General features: G+C 41.2%; 15 protein-coding genes. 7 read left to right on the top strand and 8 right to left on the bottom strand.

Annotated elements, in window-relative coordinates; all coding sequences use genetic code 11:
* Positions 1–5: 5 nt before the first annotated feature.
* From LI149_RS02775 to LI149_RS02765, 3 genes are read left to right on the top strand one after another with little or no spacing between them, the layout of a single operon-like run.
* The gene (locus tag LI149_RS02775; protein WP_227142941.1) at positions 6–818 is read left to right on the top strand and encodes a Cof-type HAD-IIB family hydrolase; all 813 of its coding nucleotides are present in this window, start codon (positions 6–8) and stop codon (positions 816–818) included.
* 15 nt (positions 819–833) lie between these two features.
* The gene (locus LI149_RS02770) at positions 834–1,610 is read left to right on the top strand and encodes an AzlC family ABC transporter permease (protein WP_227078299.1); all 777 of its coding nucleotides are present in this window, start codon (positions 834–836) and stop codon (positions 1,608–1,610) included.
* Complete coding sequence (locus LI149_RS02765) at positions 1,600–1,905, top strand: AzlD domain-containing protein (RefSeq protein ID WP_117494965.1); 306 nt, start codon at positions 1,600–1,602, stop codon at positions 1,903–1,905. Before LI149_RS02770 ends, LI149_RS02765 begins: the two co-directional genes overlap by 11 nt.
* Before the next feature lie 146 nt (positions 1,906–2,051).
* Here LI149_RS02765 and LI149_RS02760 read toward each other — a convergent pair whose 3' ends face one another.
* The 4 genes from LI149_RS02760 to mgtE all read right to left on the bottom strand — a co-directional run bounded on the left by LI149_RS02760 (position 2,052) and on the right by mgtE (position 7,276).
* Entirely contained in the window at positions 2,052–3,491 is a 1,440-nt protein-coding gene (locus tag LI149_RS02760; protein WP_227142940.1) for a sodium:alanine symporter family protein, read from the bottom strand.
* 213 nt (positions 3,492–3,704) lie between these two features.
* Positions 3,705–4,517 carry a formate dehydrogenase accessory sulfurtransferase FdhD gene (gene fdhD, locus LI149_RS02755; RefSeq protein ID WP_005339548.1) on the bottom strand — a complete coding sequence of 271 codons (813 nt, stop codon included), beginning with the start codon at positions 4,515–4,517 and terminating at the stop codon, positions 3,705–3,707.
* Between the two features lie 447 nt (positions 4,518–4,964).
* Positions 4,965–5,630 carry an HAD family hydrolase gene (locus tag LI149_RS02750; protein ID WP_173785938.1) on the bottom strand — a complete coding sequence of 222 codons (666 nt, stop codon included), beginning with the start codon at positions 5,628–5,630 and terminating at the stop codon, positions 4,965–4,967.
* A gap of 251 nt (positions 5,631–5,881) precedes the next feature.
* Positions 5,882–7,276 carry a magnesium transporter gene (gene mgtE / locus LI149_RS02745; RefSeq protein ID WP_005333234.1) on the bottom strand — a complete coding sequence of 465 codons (1,395 nt, stop codon included), beginning with the start codon at positions 7,274–7,276 and terminating at the stop codon, positions 5,882–5,884.
* A 624-nt stretch (positions 7,277–7,900) separates the two neighbouring features.
* Between mgtE and LI149_RS02740 the strand changes: the two genes are divergently transcribed.
* The 4 genes from LI149_RS02740 (at position 7,901) to pckA (ending at position 13,772) form a co-directional block, all read left to right on the top strand.
* Positions 7,901–8,392 carry a MarR family winged helix-turn-helix transcriptional regulator gene (locus LI149_RS02740; protein WP_173785939.1) on the top strand — a complete coding sequence of 164 codons (492 nt, stop codon included), beginning with the start codon at positions 7,901–7,903 and terminating at the stop codon, positions 8,390–8,392.
* A 1-nt stretch (position 8,393) separates the two neighbouring features.
* A complete protein-coding gene (locus LI149_RS02735) occupies positions 8,394–10,127 on the top strand; it encodes an ABC transporter ATP-binding protein (RefSeq protein ID WP_173785940.1) in 1,734 nt (577 codons plus the stop codon).
* On the top strand, positions 10,120–12,018 hold the full coding sequence (locus tag LI149_RS02730; RefSeq protein WP_173785941.1) for an ABC transporter ATP-binding protein: 1,899 nt from the start codon (positions 10,120–10,122) through the stop codon (positions 12,016–12,018). Before LI149_RS02735 ends, LI149_RS02730 begins: the two co-directional genes overlap by 8 nt.
* 149 nt (positions 12,019–12,167) lie before the next feature.
* A complete protein-coding gene (gene pckA / locus LI149_RS02725; RefSeq protein ID WP_005333226.1) occupies positions 12,168–13,772 on the top strand; it encodes a phosphoenolpyruvate carboxykinase (ATP) in 1,605 nt (534 codons plus the stop codon).
* Positions 13,773–13,841: 69 nt separating this feature from the next.
* Here the strand turns inward: pckA and LI149_RS02720 are convergent, their stop codons facing one another.
* From LI149_RS02720 to LI149_RS02705, 4 genes are all read right to left on the bottom strand, one after another.
* Positions 13,842–15,011, bottom strand: a complete 1,170-nt coding sequence (locus tag LI149_RS02720) for an iron-containing alcohol dehydrogenase (RefSeq protein ID WP_005339532.1) — start codon at positions 15,009–15,011, stop codon at positions 13,842–13,844.
* A gap of 42 nt (positions 15,012–15,053) precedes the next feature.
* Positions 15,054–15,521, bottom strand: a complete 468-nt coding sequence (locus LI149_RS02715; RefSeq protein ID WP_118447680.1) for a hypothetical protein — start codon at positions 15,519–15,521, stop codon at positions 15,054–15,056.
* A gap of 24 nt (positions 15,522–15,545) precedes the next feature.
* Positions 15,546–16,058 (bottom strand): GNAT family N-acetyltransferase, encoded by a 513-nt coding sequence (locus LI149_RS02710; protein WP_173785943.1) that lies wholly within the window; start codon positions 16,056–16,058, stop codon positions 15,546–15,548.
* 87 nt (positions 16,059–16,145) lie between these two features.
* Complete coding sequence (locus LI149_RS02705) at positions 16,146–17,120, bottom strand: type II CAAX endopeptidase family protein (RefSeq protein ID WP_173785944.1); 975 nt, start codon at positions 17,118–17,120, stop codon at positions 16,146–16,148.
* Positions 17,121–17,128: the final 8 nt, after the last annotated feature.

The raw sequence follows: 17,128 nt of genomic DNA, 5'->3' as shown, positions 1-17,128 counted from the left end.
AAACTATGAACTACCAGCTTCTGGCACTGGATCTGGATGGGACACTGACCAATTCCAGAAAAGAGATCACACCATCGACCAGAGATGCTCTGATCGACATTCAGAAAAACGGGAAAAAAGTTGTATTAGCCAGTGGACGTCCTTCTCAGGGCGTCCTTCCTCTGGCAGAGGAACTTCACCTTGGAGACTATGGAAGTTATATTCTCTCCTACAACGGTGGTCGTATCACAGACTGCCGATCCGGTGAGATCATTTACAGCAAATATCTTCCAAATGATGTTGCGGCTCCGCTTCTTGAAATCGTGAAAAAATATCCGGGGATTGACATTCTTGCCTACACCGATACCGAGCTGATTTCAGGTGGAGATACGAATGAATACAGCGAAAAAGAATCTTTCATCAATCATATGCCGATTACAAAAGTGGACGATTTCGTCTCTTACGTCACTAAAAATAATAACAATAAATTTCTGATTACCGGAGAACCGGAACTGATTCAGGAAGTAAAAGCTGAAGCTGAAAAACAATTTCACTCTTATCTGTCTATTTACTGCTCAGATCCGTTCTTTCTCGAAATTATGCCCCAGGGTATTGACAAAGCTCACTCCCTTACAAAGCTGCTCACCAGCATCGGACTTTCTACCGATGCCATGATCTGTTGCGGGGATGGATACAATGATCTGGCTATGATTGAGATTGCCGGACTTGGAGTTGCCATGGCAAATGCTCAGCCACTGGTGAAAGAATCTGCGGATTACATCACAAAATCCAACGATGAAGACGGTGTGTTACATGTAATCAATGAATTTATGAGATAGGAAAAGAGGTCACAAATGAGAGGTACTAATAAGTCTTGGTTTGCCAAGGGTATGCGGGACGCAATTCCCATTGCCCTTGGCTATCTTGCGGTTTCATTTACCCTTGGTATTGCTGCGAAAAATGCCGGGTTCACACCCTTTCAGGCATTTCTCGTAAGTTTTACTAATAATGCATCGGCCGGTGAATTTGCCGGATTTACACTGATTGCCGCAGGTGGCGGCTATCTGGAGGTCGCGATTCTGATATTGATCACAAATGCCCGTTATCTTCTGATGTCCTGTGCATTAAGTCAGAAACTTCCACCAGACACACCGATGATCCAGCGTCTACTTCTAAGTTATGATGTCACTGATGAGTTATTTGGAATCTCCGTGGCCGTACCGGGCAAATTGAATCCATACTATTCTTTTGGTGCATATACTGTAGCACTTCCCGGCTGGGCTTTCGGAACACTTTTTGGAACTTTGATGGGATCCATTCTTCCGGCTAATATTGTCAGTGCATTAAGTGTCGGTCTTTACGGCATGTTCCTGGCAATCATTATCCCGCCTGCAAGAAAAAATAAGATTCTTGCAGGAGTTGTCTTGATTTCCATGGGAGCAAGCTTTGCATTTACAAAACTTCCAGTCATCCACACACTTTCTACCGGAACAAGAACGATTCTGCTTACGATTCTTATTGCCGGAGGTGCTGCAATCCTGTTCCCAGTCAATGAAGATGTGGAAGATGAAAAAAGCACTGAATCTAGTGTATTAAATAACAATGAGAAGGAGGCAAGTCATGAGTCATAATATTTATATCTATATCCTGGTCATGGCCGGAGTATCTTATCTGATCCGTATGCTGCCTCTGACCTTGATCCGAAAAGAAATTAAAAATAAAACGATTCGGTCATTTCTATACTATGTACCATACGTCACACTGGCAGTGATGACCTTCCCGGCAATCCTGTCCGCGACCGGAAGTGTCTGGTCTGCATGGGCAGCTCTGATCGTTGCCGCAGCACTTGCATGGTTTGGGAAAAGCCTGCTGCAAGTGTCCGTATGCGCATGCGTGGTAGTGTTCCTGTTAGAATTGTTTTTGTAAAATGGAAAAATTGGCAAAACAAAAAGCTCTTTTACAACTATAATAGAAAAAGTCCTGTCCTATGACACGGGTAAAATTCTATCGTCATAGGACAGGACTTTTTCTGTTTTATTTTGCGATAAGTCTTTTATATTTTTCTCATATTTTTATTTTACATCTTGCACATACGTGTTTTGTTCGGAACGTTTTTCTGTATGTCTGTTGTCTATCTCTGGCTGGAATGCTTTGATGTCCTGTGCTACTTCTTTACTAAGTATAAGCATGCAGATCAGGTTCGGGATTGCCATGAGCGCATTTGCTATATCCGAAAAACTCCATACAAGATTAAGTGTCTGTGTGCAGCCAAGATATACAACCAGAGAAAAGAGCACTCTGTAAAACATGTTATATTTGTGTGTTCCAAGTAAATATTCAAATGCTTTTTCTCCATGATATTCCCATCCGAGGATTGTGGAAAATGCAAATAATGTAATCCCGATTGTTACAAGCCAGCCGCCAGAAGTCCCAAGAACTGTCTTAAATGCAGCAATTGTTATATCTGAACCTGTCAGATAGTCTCCTGCAGAATCTGTCATTCCAAGTACGCCTGAGGAAGCGATTGCAAGTCCGGTAATGGTACATACAACAATTGTATCCCAGAAAGTTCCTGTCATATTAATATATCCCTGTCGTACCGGATTATCTGTTGTTGCTGCCGCTGCTGTAATAGCTGCTGAACCCATTCCAGCTTCATTTGAAAATACACCTCTGGCAACTCCGTATCTCATAGCATTCATCATAGAAGCTACAATTGAGCCGCAAAGTCCGCCGCCAACAGCTTCAACAGAAAAAGCCATTTTAAATATCATAACAATACCCGATGGCAGATTCGCAATATTTCCTACAATCACGATTAATCCGCAAATGACATAAAAGATCGCCATGACCGGAACAACAACAGAAGATACTTTTGAGATTGACTTAATACCACCAACAATGATCAGTAAAGCCAGCACTGTGATCACAATTCCAGTGATCCATGTCGGGATATGAAATGTTGCATGCAGTGCACCTGAAATGGAGTTTCCCTGTGTCATATTTCCAATACCAAATGAAGCAATCACTGCAAAGAGTGCAAATAACCATGCAAGTGTAGCACCTAATGTCTTATTCTTTATACCTTTTTTCATCGTATACATTGGACCGCCGCTCATCTCTCCCTTTTCATTCACTTCACGGTACTTGATTGCCAGCATACATTCACTGAACTTGGAAGTTAAACCAAACGCCGCGGAAATCCACATCCACACAAGTGCACCTGGTCCTCCTGAAACCATGGCAGTCGCAACTCCGACGATATTTCCGGTTCCAATCGTTGCTGCAAGAGCTGTCGTAAGTGCTGAAAACGGTGAGACATCTCCTTCTCCTCTGCTCTTTGTGCGTGCCTCTTTACTGAGAGTACTTTTCAGTGCATATCCAAGATTTCTCCATGTCAGAAATCTAGTCCGGATTGTAAGAAATATTCCTGTTCCGACAAGCAGGATTAACATCACCGGTCCCCAGACAAAATCATCAATTTTTGTAATTATTGTGTTTAACTGCTCCATATCAATCGCCCTCCTCTTCTCTCACACAACAAGCTATTTCCTCCATATTTTTTCTAAGTTAAATTTAAAAAGTCTCGGTAACACAAAAGAGCAATGTTGCACCATTATGTGCTCCATTGCTCTTTTTCTTATACGTGTGAATTTATGGACAGTATACTCTTTCTACAAATATATTGTCAAGTACAAACTGCCTCATTTCATTATCTTGTTTCATTATCTTTGATACAGCGTATATTGCATCATCTTGTGATTCTTCGCTCTTCCGATCATCGTCAGGCCATATTCCTGTGCCAGTTTTACAGCTTCTGCCGTCGGAGTCTTTTTGCTTGCCACAAGCGGAATTCCTGCCCGGATTACCTTCGTGATCATATCGATTGGGAGACGTCCGGTCGTAAAGACTGCACATTCATGAAAATCATAATCATGCATAAGTGCATAGCCAATCGCTTTGTCCAGTGCATTGTGACGTCCGATATCCTCACAGGAATACACAATCTTTCCCTTATATGCAAGAAAGCAACTGTGTGTTGACCATGTCGCCTCATGCAATGGCATATCCTGATGAAAGGCTTCGTCGAATGCATACATAAGTTCCAGACTCACCTTTACCGGCTCCAGATGCTGCAATTCTTTTTCCACTGCAAATCCACTATATATGGTCTTATTATCCGTACAACAAGTCGGCGTATCCATAACCTCTGCGCTCAGATTATCATTAACCAATCCACAATGTTCTGAACCAAGCTGTACTCTCGCCCTGGTCCCATGCTCACAGATATAAAGGTATTCCACTTCCTCTGATGAATGAATCATGCCTTCGCTGACCATTCGTCCCAGTACCAGCCCCGGCAAATCCTTCGGTGTACACACTAATTTCATCGTCAGCACATCGTTAATATACACGTCCATACGATGCTCTGATAAAAGCATCTCTGACTTTTCCACAGCACTTCCTTCCGGATCAATATATAATCCTGTAACCGGGTAAATCGCTTCCGCTTCCTGATATTGATTATTAATCTTCATACTACTTCGTCCTTTTCACACAACATATATTTGACACACACAAAAAACAATGCTAATATACTTATATAAAAGGTACTGCCAATGGCGATTTACCTGATCATTTGTTAATAAAAAATAACCGCGTTAGTTTGTCAGGCTAAGGGGCGGTTATTTTTTTATGGTCTTATTGTTACATCCAATTGCATATCCAAGACCAAATGAAGTTAAGCAGAGACTAAGTACTGCAATCAAATCAGCCATTGTTAGCATAAGTATGTTCTCCTTTCCATATTAGTTCATCGTCCGAATCATCTATGTAATCAGAGCTATAGACTCCCTGTAAAAAATAAACCGCCAGACACACCAGTGCTGACAGCACCTTACATTTATTGTATCAATTCTATGCTTTTCATGCAATACTTTTATATATTTTTAAGATATATTATTGTCTAAAAATAAACGATTTTTTTATATCTTTTCCAACACCGCCATCGGTGTCTCTAGCTGATTAAACTTCTCTTTTCGGATATCCAGTTCCGGCACCTCTTTGATATACCACCGTGCCTGAAGCGCAGTCATTCCCATAATATCTGCAGCCTCCAGTTCATGGCTCCCGCCGTCTCCGATGTACAAACATTCTCCGGCTCTCACGCCAAGCCCTTCCATACACTTTAGAAATATTCCCGGATCCGGCTTTTTCATTCCCAGTTCATAAGACAGACATGTCTCATCAAAATATGGAAATAACTGGCTTTCCCGGATCAATACCGCTTCCTCAGAATAACAGTTACTAATCAGTCCGATTTTAATCTTTTTTTCTTTTAATGCCTGAAGCATCGGAATAATTTCCGGGTGAAGATGACAAAAACAGTCTGCTTTTGCTGCCTTTCTTCCGGAAATAATAGTCTGGAATGTCTCCTCGCTGTATTTTCCAGTCTGTCTCAATATCTGCTCAATTGTCTCTTCCAATGTCTGCTTTCCAATGGTCCGGTCATTCTCACTCGGAATCCAAAGTGCATCAAATAACATCGAATCTATGCCGGCATCTGCTGCCATCTGCGCCCGGAAATATACCGGTCCGCCATACTGTGTGATCAAGGTCTCATACATATCAAAAATAACTGCTTTTATCATAAGTGCCTCCTTTTCAGTTAAATTACTCTCTCTTACCACCGCCTTGCGGAGTAAGAAAATATAAAACCCGCCGGATACCAATTTTGTACTAATTGTAGCATTTTAGGATATTTTACAAGTCTAGCGACATAAAAATCCAACTGTTTGAGCTCTGCGAGTTTTTGGATTTTTATGTCAATAGGCGATGCAGTAAAATGTTCTAAAATCTACATAGTAAAAAATTGGTGTCCAGCGGGTTCCATTATATTTCCTTACCCCGCAAGATGCAACATCTCAATAAGGAAAATCCAGCTCAGTCCATAGTAAGTCACAACTGCTACCAGGTCATTGATGGTCGTGATCAATGGTCCGGATGCTACTGCCGGATCAACATTAATTTTCTTAAAGAACAGCGGAATACATGTTCCGACTGCCCCGGAGATGACCATTGCAACTACAAGTGCTATTCCGATGCAGCCTGAAACTGCATAAGCGAACATAAAAGTCTTTCCTTTAAAGAGTGCAATATAAAGTCCGATTACAATAAATGACAATGTTCCCAGAATCAGACCGTTCGAAAATCCGATTGTCATTTCCTTCCATACTAATTCTGCCTTCTGTTTTCCGGTCAGGGACTCGTCCATCAGAACACGAATTGTTACGGCCAGTGACTGTGTTCCCACATTTCCTGCCATATCCAGGATCAGTGACTGGAAACACATAATAATCGTAAGCTGACTTACAACTGTCTCAAATACACCAACTACTGATGAAACGACCATGCCAAGTCCTAACAATACCAGCAGCCACGGAAGTCTCTTTTTCAGACTCTCACGCAGAGGCTCTTTCAAATCTTCCTCCGCTGTCAGACCGGCAAACATTGCGTAGTCCTCTCCCATCTCGTCATCGACCAATTCTACGATGCTCTGAGATGTGATAACTCCAAGCAATTTGTTATCATTATCCAGTACTGGAATGGAATTCTCGGAATAATCTTTCAGCTTTTCAATACAATCATCTATCAGTTCATTTCCATATACATATGGGTATGATGTCACAATCAGATCTTCCAGACATGCATCCTGTCTTGCAATAATCAAATCTTTCAAATCTAATGCTCCGTAAAATGTAGAATCTTCTGTCACCATAAATATAGTAGAAATGTTATCGTTCTTTGCTGCCTGACCGATTAAGCTGCTCATTGCCTGCTTTACAGTCAGATTCTCACGGATCATGATGCAGTTAGTTGTCATCTTACTTCCGATTTCTTCCTCGTCAAATGAAGCAATGATTGCCATATCTTTTCTCGCCTCATCATCCATCAGCTCGATCAAAAGTACTTTTTTCTCCTTCGGTGTCATACGGAGAACATCTACAACGGCATCTGTCTCCATTCCTGAAAGAATACCCGCTGCCTTACGCACATCCATCTCATCCAGATACTCTGCTGCCTGCTTCTCATCAATATACTCAAAAATATCTGAAAGCATATCCAGATTCAGAATTCTGCAGACTTTCCGTCTCTCTGCTGCTGTCAGCTCGGAAAATACATCTGCCAAATCATTTTCATGATAATCCTCCAGTTTGTTACGCATAACTCCCGGTGAAGTATTACCTCTGATGATAGCCAAGATTTCTGACTGATAATCCTGTGTTTTGTTTTCCATCTTGGGAAACCTCCTTATCCTGTTTTCTCATTTCCGCAAGAAGCACAAAAATTAAAACATCAAGAGACACTTTAGCTGTTGACATTAAAATCTTTATCCTTCTTGCATCTGTTTTTCACAGATCAGATAGCTGCATTTTTATGCATATGTTCGCTCATTGGAAAATAGGATAAGAAATGAATTGATAAATTCTATTTAGAAAAAACAGAACAGACTGTTACTCATATCTGATCCTATGTTCTTAGTTCGCCCATGACTATCGCAACTGTCCATTCTGTTCACCTGCCTTTTTTCTTAGAAATTTTGCTAATCATCCATTCCAGGCTCCATTTTGATTTCTGCCTGAAAATGAATCATTGTAGGAGTTCCTGATCACTCCCTCACACATTATAGTATTATCCCCCTGACATTTCAACCACCTTTTATTATTTTACAAGAATTTATCACTGCACAACGAAGTTATTTTATCATACTGCTCTTCTGTAATTTTTTCTTAATTTTTGTCTGCAGTTTACTCTGCAATTTTTTCTTAATTATCCTCTTAGTTTTTCTCTTGACATTCTATTATATTGTCCATATAATGTTAAAAGTTAGGAAGCTAACAATTACGAATTGAGGTGTATTATGCAAGATACAAACAACCAAAATAATCCTCTGGAACTGGGACGTCTGATCCACATTCTTTCTCATAAGATGAAATGTCAAAATGACTGCTATACTATTTTAGAAAATAGTGATCTGACACCTGTCCAGCAACAGCTTTTAAAATTTATCTTGTTGGAATCTGCTCACAAACCAATATTCCAGCGGGATATTGAAGAAGCATTCCAGATCCGGCGGTCTACTGTCACCGGTATTATTAAACTGATTGAGCAAAAGGGCTATATTACACGAACCAGTGTTAAAAGCGATGCAAGACTGAAGCAACTGGTTCCGACAGAAAAAGCTGAGGCTTTGCGTCCACATATTATAGAACATATCAAAAAGTGTGAGGCCGCTCTGTCCGCCGGTATTCCTGATGACAAGCTCCATGTTTGCCAGGAAGTTCTCTGTCAAATGCTTGATAATCTTGCAGCTTCAAAATGTAATTGTACTGACAATAAAAAGGAGGCATAATATGAATAAAACACTGTTAAGATCAGTACGGGAATATAAAAAGCAGTCTATTCTTGCTCCGCTTCTCGTTATTCTCGAAGTGCTGATGGAAGTTCTGATTCCACTCGAGATGGCAAAAATCATCGATGTAGGAATCGCAAATGGAGATATGTCCTACATTTTACAGCGCGGTCTAATTCTAGTAGTCATGGCTATGCTTGCCCTGTTCTTTGGTGTTCAGGCTGGTAACATGGCAGCAATCGCAGGTGCCGGATACGCCAGAAACCTGCGCCACGACATCTTTTATAAGGTACAGGATTTCTCTTTCAAAAACATTGACCATTTTTCTACTTCAGGACTGGTTACACGTATGACAACAGATATCACAAATATCCAGATGGCATACATGATGAGTATTCGTCTTCTTGCAAGAGCTCCATTTATGATTATCTTATCATGGATCATGACACTGCTCCTCAATAAGACAATTTCACTCTTATTCCTGATTGTAATCCCGCTTCTTGGAGGAACACTGATCTACATTGCCAAAAAAGCTCACCCACATTTTATCAAAGTATTCGATGAATACGATGTACTGAACAACTCAGTCCAAGAAAATGTGAATGCTTCCCGTGTAGTGAAAGCATTCGTCCGCGAGGATTATGAAATTGACAAGTTCCACGACATTTCCAAATATGTATACAACCTTTTCACAAAGGCTGAGAAAATTGTTGCCTGGAACTCACCGGTCATGCAGTTTACCATGTACTCAGTCGTTCTGATCATGGTTCTGATTGGAGGCAAGAGCATCATTGCCGGCACTATGGAGACAGGCGAACTTACAAGTGTCATCGTTTACGCACTACAGATTATCGGATCTCTGATGATGGTTACATTTGTATTCGTTATGATCATGATCGCAGAAGCATCTTCTGACCGTATCACTGAAGTCATGAATGAAATTCCGGAAATGCAAGATCAGCCTGATGCAGTGACAGAAGTTCCAAACGGAGACATTGTATTCGATCATGTAGACTTCAGCTACGCAGGTGAAGGCGGAAATTTATCTCTGAAAAACGTTAATCTTCATATTGAATCCGGACAGACTATCGGTATCATCGGCGGAACCGGAAGTGCAAAATCTTCCCTTGTTCAGCTCATTCCAAGACTTTACGATGTCACAAAAGGATGTGTCAAAGTCGGCGACATTGATGTTCGTGATTACAGCCTGGAATCCCTGCGCGACCAGGTATCCATGGTTCTTCAGAAAAATGTACTGTTCTCTGGAACCATTTATGAAAACATCCGCTGGGGTGATGCAACTGCAAGCGATGAAGAAGTCAAACGTGTATGTAAGCTTGCGCAGGCTGACGGATTCGTTCAGGAGTTCCCGAACGGTTACAATACAAAAATCGTCCAGGGAGGTAACAATGTATCCGGTGGTCAGAAGCAGCGTCTGTGTATTGCCAGAGCACTACTGAAAAAGCCAAAGATCCTGATTCTGGACGATTCGACCAGCGCAGTAGACACAAAGACGGATGCTCTGATCCGGAAAGCATTCCGCGAGGAAATCCCGAACACGACCAAAATTATTATCGCACAGCGCGTTTCTTCTATCGAAGATGCTGACCAAATCATTGTTCTGGATGGCGGTCAGATCATGGGAATTGGAACATCTGAAGAATTATTAAAGACAAATGAAATTTATAGAGAAGTATATGAATCACAAGTAAAAGGAGGTGACGACCATGAATAAGACAACAAAAAAACCAGGTAAAAGGCTAAGTGCTGAAAATATTGCTACTGGAAAACGTCTCCTCAAATATATTATGGACCTGTACAAGTACCGTTTTATCATGGTATTCATCTGCATCCTTTTAAGTGCTGTTGCATCCATTTCTGTATCTCTGTCCTTAAAATATTTGCTTGATGATTATATTATTCCACTAATTGGGCAAAAATCTCCGAATTATACAGAGCTTTATCGGGCACTGACCGTTTTGGGATGCATTTTCCTCGTAGGTGTGATTGCAACATTTACCTATACAAGAATGATGGTATACATTGGACAGGGCGTGTTAAAAAAAGTGCGCGACGATATGTTTGAGCACATGCAGACACTGCCAATCCGCTACTTTGACCAGAACACGAACGGATCTATCATGAGCCTTTACACGAACGATACTGATACATTAAGACAGATGATCAGCCAAGCTATCCCACAGGCACTGATGTCATTTTTCACTATCGTCGTAACATTTATCTCCATGCTCGTGCTAAGCCCGCTTCTTACCGTTCTTGCAGTACTCATCATCGGGGTTCTGATCTCTGCAACAAAGGCTATCGGCGCAAACAGTGGAAAATATTTCATCCGTCAGCAGATGGCGCTGGCAGATGTGACTGGATTTATTGAAGAGCGTATGAACGGGCAGCGTGTCATCAAAGTCTTCAATCACGAAGAAATTTCAGAAAAAGAGTTCGACGAACTAAATGACGCATTGTTCGAGTGCGCTGCAAATGCAAACAAATATGCAAATATGATGGGACCGGTCATCGGAAACATCGGAAACCTCCAGTTCGTACTGACTGCAGTTCTCGGCGGACTGCTTTCAGTTACTGGTGTGGGCGGTATTACCATCGGTGTCATCGCTTCTTACCTGCAGTTTACAAAGAGCTTTACCCAGCCATTCATGCAGGTTGCACAGCAGTTCAATTCCATCGTCATGGCACTTGCTGGAGCAGAACGTATCTTTAAGCTCATTGACGAAGAACCTGAACAGGATACCGGTTCTGTCACACTGGTCAATGCAAAAAAAGATGAGAATGGAACGATTACTGAATGCACAGAACGTACCGGTATGTGGGCATGGAAAAAGCCTGCTGACGAAAATGGTGCTGTGACTTATACTGAACTGACCGGAGATGTAAGATTCAAAGATGTGACATTTGGATACGATGAAGACAAAATTATTCTTCATGATATCAGCCTCTTTGCCAAACCTGGCCAGAAGCTGGCATTCGTAGGATCTACGGGCGCCGGCAAGACAACGATCACCAACCTGATCAATCGTTTCTACGACATTCAAAGCGGTGAGATCCTTTATGACGGCATCGACATTACAAAAATCAGAAAAGATGACTTGCGCCGTTCCCTCGGAATCGTTCTTCAGGATACACATTTGTTCACCGGAACGATCAAAGACAATATCCGTTACGGTAAACTGAATGCCACTGACGAAGAAATCTACAATGCTGCAAAACTTGCTCACGCGGACCAGTTCATCCAGATGCTGCCAAATGGTTACGATACATTACTAAGCGGTGACGGCGAGGAATTGTCCCAGGGACAAAGACAGCTTCTGTCTATTGCAAGAGCCGCTGTTGCCGATCCACCGGTACTGATTCTGGACGAGGCAACATCAAGTATTGATACCCGTACTGAGAGTATCGTACAGAAAGGTATGGACAATCTGATGAAGGGGCGTACCGTATTTGTTATCGCACACAGACTGTCCACAATTCGAAACAGTAACGCAATTATCGTCCTGGATCACGGTCGGATCATCGAACGTGGTGATCACGATGACCTGATTCAGCAAAAAGGAACCTATTATCAGCTTTATACCGGAAAATTGGAACTTTCCTAGGAAAAAATTGGTAATTTTGCACCGGAGGAATTTGTTAAAAATTTATTGATTTTGGAAATTAATAATGTATAATTAAATATGAATGGGGGAAATGTTCTAGCTATCGACCATTTCCCTTATTACATTTAAGAAAAGAGGTTTGGTTTAAGATGGCAGAAATCAATTTAAGCAAGTATGGTATTACTGGAACTACAGAAATCGTGTATAACCCTTCCTACGAGTTATTATTTGAGGAGGAGACAAAACCTGAACTTGAAGGTTACGAAAAAGGACAGGTCAGTGAACTCGGTGCAGTAAATGTAATGACAGGCATCTATACAGGACGTTCTCCTAAAGACAAATTTATTGTTATGGACGAGAATTCAAAAGACACAGTATGGTGGACATCTGATGAGTACAAGAATGACAATCATCCAGCTTCTGAAGAGACATGGAACGCTGTAAAGGATCTTGCGATCAAAGAACTCTCCAACAAAAAGCTTTATGTTGTAGATGCATTCTGCGGTGCTAACAAAGATACCCGTATGGCAATTCGTTTTATCGTAGAAGTAGCTTGGCAGGCTCATTTCGTTACAAATATGTTCATTCAGCCAACTGAGGAGGAACTTAAAGATTTCGAGCCAGATTTCGTTGTATATAATGCTTCTAAAGCTAAAGTTGAAAACTACAAAGAGTTAGGCTTAAATTCAGAGACAGCTGTATTATTCAACATCACAAGCAAAGAGCAGGTTATCGTAAACACATGGTATGGCGGAGAGATGAAAAAAGGACTGTTCTCTATGATGAATTACTTCCTTCCACTGAAGGGCATCGCTGCTATGCACTGCTCAGCTAACACAGATAAGAATGGTGAGAACACAGCAATCTTCTTCGGACTTTCCGGAACAGGTAAGACAACACTTTCCACAGACCCGAAACGTCTTCTGATTGGTGACGATGAGCACGGTTGGGATGACAACGGAGTATTCAACTTCGAGGGTGGATGCTACGCTAAGGTTATCAACCTTGATAAAGAGTCTGAGCCAGATATCTACAATGCAATTAAGCGCAATGCTCTTCTTGAGAACGTAACACTTGACGCTGAAGGAAAGATTGATTTTGCTGATAAGAGCGTAACAGAAAACACTCGTGTTTCTTATCCGATTCAGCATATCGAGAACATTGTACGCCCGATTTCTTCTGCACCTGCAGCTAAGAACGTCATCTTCCTGTCAGCAGACGCATTCGGAGTACTTCCTCCAGTATCTGTACTTACACCAGAGCAGACACAGTACTACTTCCTGTCAGGATTTACAGCAAAACTTGCAGGAACAGAGCGTGGAATTACAGAGCCTACACCTACATTCTCAGCTTGCTTCGGACAGGCATTCTTAGAGCTGCATCCTACAAAATATGCAGAAGAGCTTGTTAAGAAGATGGAGAAGAGTGGAGCAAAGGCTTACCTTGTAAATACAGGATGGAATGGAACAGGAAAACGTATCTCCATCAAAGATACTCGTGGTATCATCGATGCAATCCTGAACGGAGATATCAAGAACGTTCCAACAAAGAAGATTCCTTACTTCAACTTTGAGGTTCCTACAGAGCTTACAGGTGTTGACACAGGAATCCTTGATCCTCGTGATACTTACGCTGACGCTTCCGAGTGGGAAGAGAAAGCAAAAGATCTTGCCGGAAGATTCATCAAGAACTTCGCAAAATACGAAGGAAACGAAGCTGGAAAAGCACTCGTATCCGCTGGACCACAGTTATAAAAATTATAGAAATATTAAAAAACTCCCAGGTTGTATGCCAACCTGAGAGTTTTTTATGTTTACATGTGATTATTTACACATCTTGAATATATTGACAACATCTTCCTTTGTAAGTGGTTTAAAAGCATCTTTCAATCCACCGATTCGTACAGCTTTCTCTGCCATAACTTCAAAATTCGTTTCATCAATTCCAATCTCTGAAAATGTACTTTTCAGTCCCAGTGTCTGATATAAAAATTCTGCCGTCAATTCAATACTTTTCTTTGCCACCTGCATCGGCTCCATGGATGGGTCTAAACCAAATACATTACAGCCAAACTGATAATATCTGGATACCGTAGTATCATCCAGACAATATTCCATCCAGCGCGGAGTCAAAATAGCCAGTCCCAGCCCATGCGTAATGTCATAGATTGCCGATAATTCATGCTCCATCGGATGGCAGCTCCATGCCTGGCATTTTCCACCGTCTATAAATCCATTGATTGCCCAGGATGATGTCCACATCAGATTTGCTCTTGCTTCATAGTCTTCTGGATTCTTCATCGCAACTGGTGCATATTTTATAATTGTCTTAATCAGGCCTTCCATAACTGTATCCAGCATATAAAGATCTTTTTCCATGTTAAAATAAACTTCAAATATATGACTTAACATATCTGCAGATCCACAGGCTGTCTGATATGAACTCACGCTATAAGTGAGCGTTGGATCCAGGAAAGATACCTTCGGCTGCATAACATCAAATCCCATTCCAATCTTATCTTTTGTCTTTGGATTGCTGATCACACCTCCGTTATCCATCTCTGAGCCAGTCGCTGCCAATGTTAGAATATCGACAATTGGAAGACATTTTTTTACATCTACTTTACCTTCCAAAATATCCCATGCATCTCCATCATGAAATGTTGCAGCTCCAATAAATTTTGTACAATCAATTACGGAACCGCCTCCTACTGCAAGCAGAACATCTATCTTTTCTTTCTTACAGATTTCTGCTCCTGCATTTACAGAAGAAACTCTTGGATTTGGTTCAATTCCGGATAACTCAAATAACTCTAATCCAGCTTTTTTGATTTCTGCTACAACTTTGTCATATAATCCGGATTTCTTAATAGAACCGCCTCCATAAGTCATCAATACCCTTGTTCCGAATTTTTTCAATTCTTCCCCAAGATGTCCCAGTTGATTTTCTCCAAAATACACTTTCGTAGAAATATTGTACACAAACTGATTCATTTTATAATTCCTCCTTTGGTATTAATTTTGCATATTGTTTTTTCAAATTTTTTTGCTACGCACGATCTGTGCACGCATTCCCATGTTCGTGAATTCCTGGCAAAGTTTCACGGCCTCTTCCTCGGTAATTCCATCTTTTGCTGAAAATGGAGTCTGGGACAACTGTTTTTTCCTGCTGAATCCATATTTCCGTGCTAACTGCACAAAATCACTTCTCTGACCAAAATAATCAACTACACGCCCAAGTACAATAACCTGTCTAGACGGAAATTTCGGAATGGTACATTCTTCCGGCATCGGCAGTATCTTATATTCTGCCTGATAATAGTCTAATGCAGTCTCAAAATATCCCGTACATTCCTCATCCAGATTCTCATACAATACAACCGGGACATTTGATACAATCTGGTCTGCATCTTCTTTCGGAATCTCTGTCATAATCTGAAGATATTTTGAGATTTCAATATTGTGATTGTTGCAATTTAAAAGCTGTATCTGATATGTCTTCATAGATTTCCTCTCGTATATTACTATTTATAAGATGTATCTCATCTCATGCCATTCTTCATCGCCCCATACAGAAGCAGAGATACCTTCGTCTTTGTAGCCCATTTTTTTATACATTTCCACTTTCTGTTCAAGGCATGTCAGTTTCAGCATCTTACGCCCTTTTGCCTGCTCACGCTTTACGTACTGGTTCATGATTTCTCTTGCAAGACCCTGCCTGCGGTATTCTGGCCGGACATCCAGCCCCAGAAGGAAAATATTCTTTCCTTCCGGATTATGTACGGTAATATCTGTGAAAAACTCATCACGAAATGCTTCTTCATCTGTTGCCAGTCCATTTAAAAAGCCTGCGATCGTTCCAGTCTCTTTGTCTACTGCAACAAGAAAAAGTTCCGGTGCATGTTCCACCCTTTCAAACATATCTTTTTTAGAACATGCCTCGTGTGGAGGAAAACAGATCTTCTCAATCTCTGCTATTTCCTCTGCTTCATTTGCCCTGACAGATCGAAATTCGAATCTGTCTAATACATTTGCCACCATCTTTCTTTCCTCCTCATACTTTAATTACTAACACTATATGATGTTGGAGGGAAAAGCCCCCCATTCAAGAATGCCGCTTTATCTTTCTTAAAAATGCAGACCTTGTATCGTACCTGCTACGATCATCATTCCTCCGGTTACAGCCAGGGCAAGGGCAAGGGCCAGCCAGATGAACTGTTGTTTGCGTTTTTCTTTTGGAAATAATTCTTTTGGATAACCTTCCCGCCCAAGATGTAACACGTGATTGCCCAGATACAAAATTGCCAGTCCCACGCCGCCATCTATCATATAAATTCCCATAAATGCCGGTGAAAGCTGAGAAACCTGGCTGGTTGCTGTATCCATTACAAAGTTCCACATTCCACTTCCATTCATTCCAAGTGCTCTTGCCATCAGCTGCATCAAAAACTGCATCCCATAAAGCACCAGTACCGGAATGATATTATTGATCGCATGAAACATCACATTATAAAACATGTTGTTCGTCTCATAGACAAGATATCCGAGTACAATTCCAAGGAGAAATGTTGGAAAAAATCGTATGATACTTCCATGAAACAGACCAAACACTGCCGCTGTAACTAAAATTGGAATCCATTTTCCGTGTGTCTGATTCCAAATAGAATTAAAAAATACACCACGAAACACTGCTTCTTCACAGATTGCCGGTGCAATTCCAACAACTATAATTGCTACTATCATGGAGGAACTTGTGAACATACTGCTTAATCCGATTGATGTTTCAGTAACCATCTCCGGGGCAATATACATTTCAATCATGGTCACAACAGAAATTGCCTGACTCGCACCAAGGTAAATCAGTATCGTCCCCATGACCTCTGTAAGCTTTGGCTTATGAATCGGAAACACCAACCGGAATTTTCCGCCAAACACTGCCACTGCTCCAACTGCTATGCCCAGTAAAATCAATTCTCCGATCAAAGACCGTCCCATTCCTAACCATTGCGGCAGAAAGTCACTGAACACAAATACTTCCAGACCTGCCAGGATGATTACCAGTAATCCCTGCCAAAGTCTTAACTGCTTTTTCTCATTTTCCATATATTTCA

This window comes from Dorea sp. 210702-DFI.3.17 (assembly GCF_020560825.1).
Classification (GTDB): Bacteria; Bacillota; Clostridia; order Lachnospirales; family Lachnospiraceae; genus Dorea; species Dorea formicigenerans.
The sequence above is the reverse complement of the archived record's forward strand: the minus strand, read 5'-3'. Positions and strand labels throughout refer to the sequence as shown.

Coding starts and splice junctions, on each gene's coding strand:
- LI149_RS02735 (WP_173785940.1), top strand. CDS start 8,394: ATGAATAAAACACTGTTAAGATCAGTACGGGAATATAAAAAGCAGTCT.
- LI149_RS02705 (WP_173785944.1), bottom strand. CDS start 17,120: ATGGAAAATGAGAAAAAGCAGTTAAGACTTTGGCAGGGATTACTGGTA.
- LI149_RS02765 (WP_117494965.1), top strand. CDS start 1,600: ATGAGTCATAATATTTATATCTATATCCTGGTCATGGCCGGAGTATCT.
- LI149_RS02750 (WP_173785938.1), bottom strand. CDS start 5,630: ATGATAAAAGCAGTTATTTTTGATATGTATGAGACCTTGATCACACAG.
- LI149_RS02770 (WP_227078299.1), top strand. CDS start 834: ATGAGAGGTACTAATAAGTCTTGGTTTGCCAAGGGTATGCGGGACGCA.
- LI149_RS02730 (WP_173785941.1), top strand. CDS start 10,120: ATGAATAAGACAACAAAAAAACCAGGTAAAAGGCTAAGTGCTGAAAAT.
- mgtE (WP_005333234.1), bottom strand. CDS start 7,276: ATGGAAAACAAAACACAGGATTATCAGTCAGAAATCTTGGCTATCATC.
- LI149_RS02715 (WP_118447680.1), bottom strand. CDS start 15,521: ATGAAGACATATCAGATACAGCTTTTAAATTGCAACAATCACAATATT.
- fdhD (WP_005339548.1), bottom strand. CDS start 4,517: ATGAAGATTAATAATCAATATCAGGAAGCGGAAGCGATTTACCCGGTT.
- LI149_RS02710 (WP_173785943.1), bottom strand. CDS start 16,058: ATGGTGGCAAATGTATTAGACAGATTCGAATTTCGATCTGTCAGGGCA.
- pckA (WP_005333226.1), top strand. CDS start 12,168: ATGGCAGAAATCAATTTAAGCAAGTATGGTATTACTGGAACTACAGAA.
- LI149_RS02720 (WP_005339532.1), bottom strand. CDS start 15,011: ATGAATCAGTTTGTGTACAATATTTCTACGAAAGTGTATTTTGGAGAA.
- LI149_RS02760 (WP_227142940.1), bottom strand. CDS start 3,491: ATGGAGCAGTTAAACACAATAATTACAAAAATTGATGATTTTGTCTGG.
- LI149_RS02740 (WP_173785939.1), top strand. CDS start 7,901: ATGCAAGATACAAACAACCAAAATAATCCTCTGGAACTGGGACGTCTG.
- LI149_RS02775 (WP_227142941.1), top strand. CDS start 6: ATGAACTACCAGCTTCTGGCACTGGATCTGGATGGGACACTGACCAAT.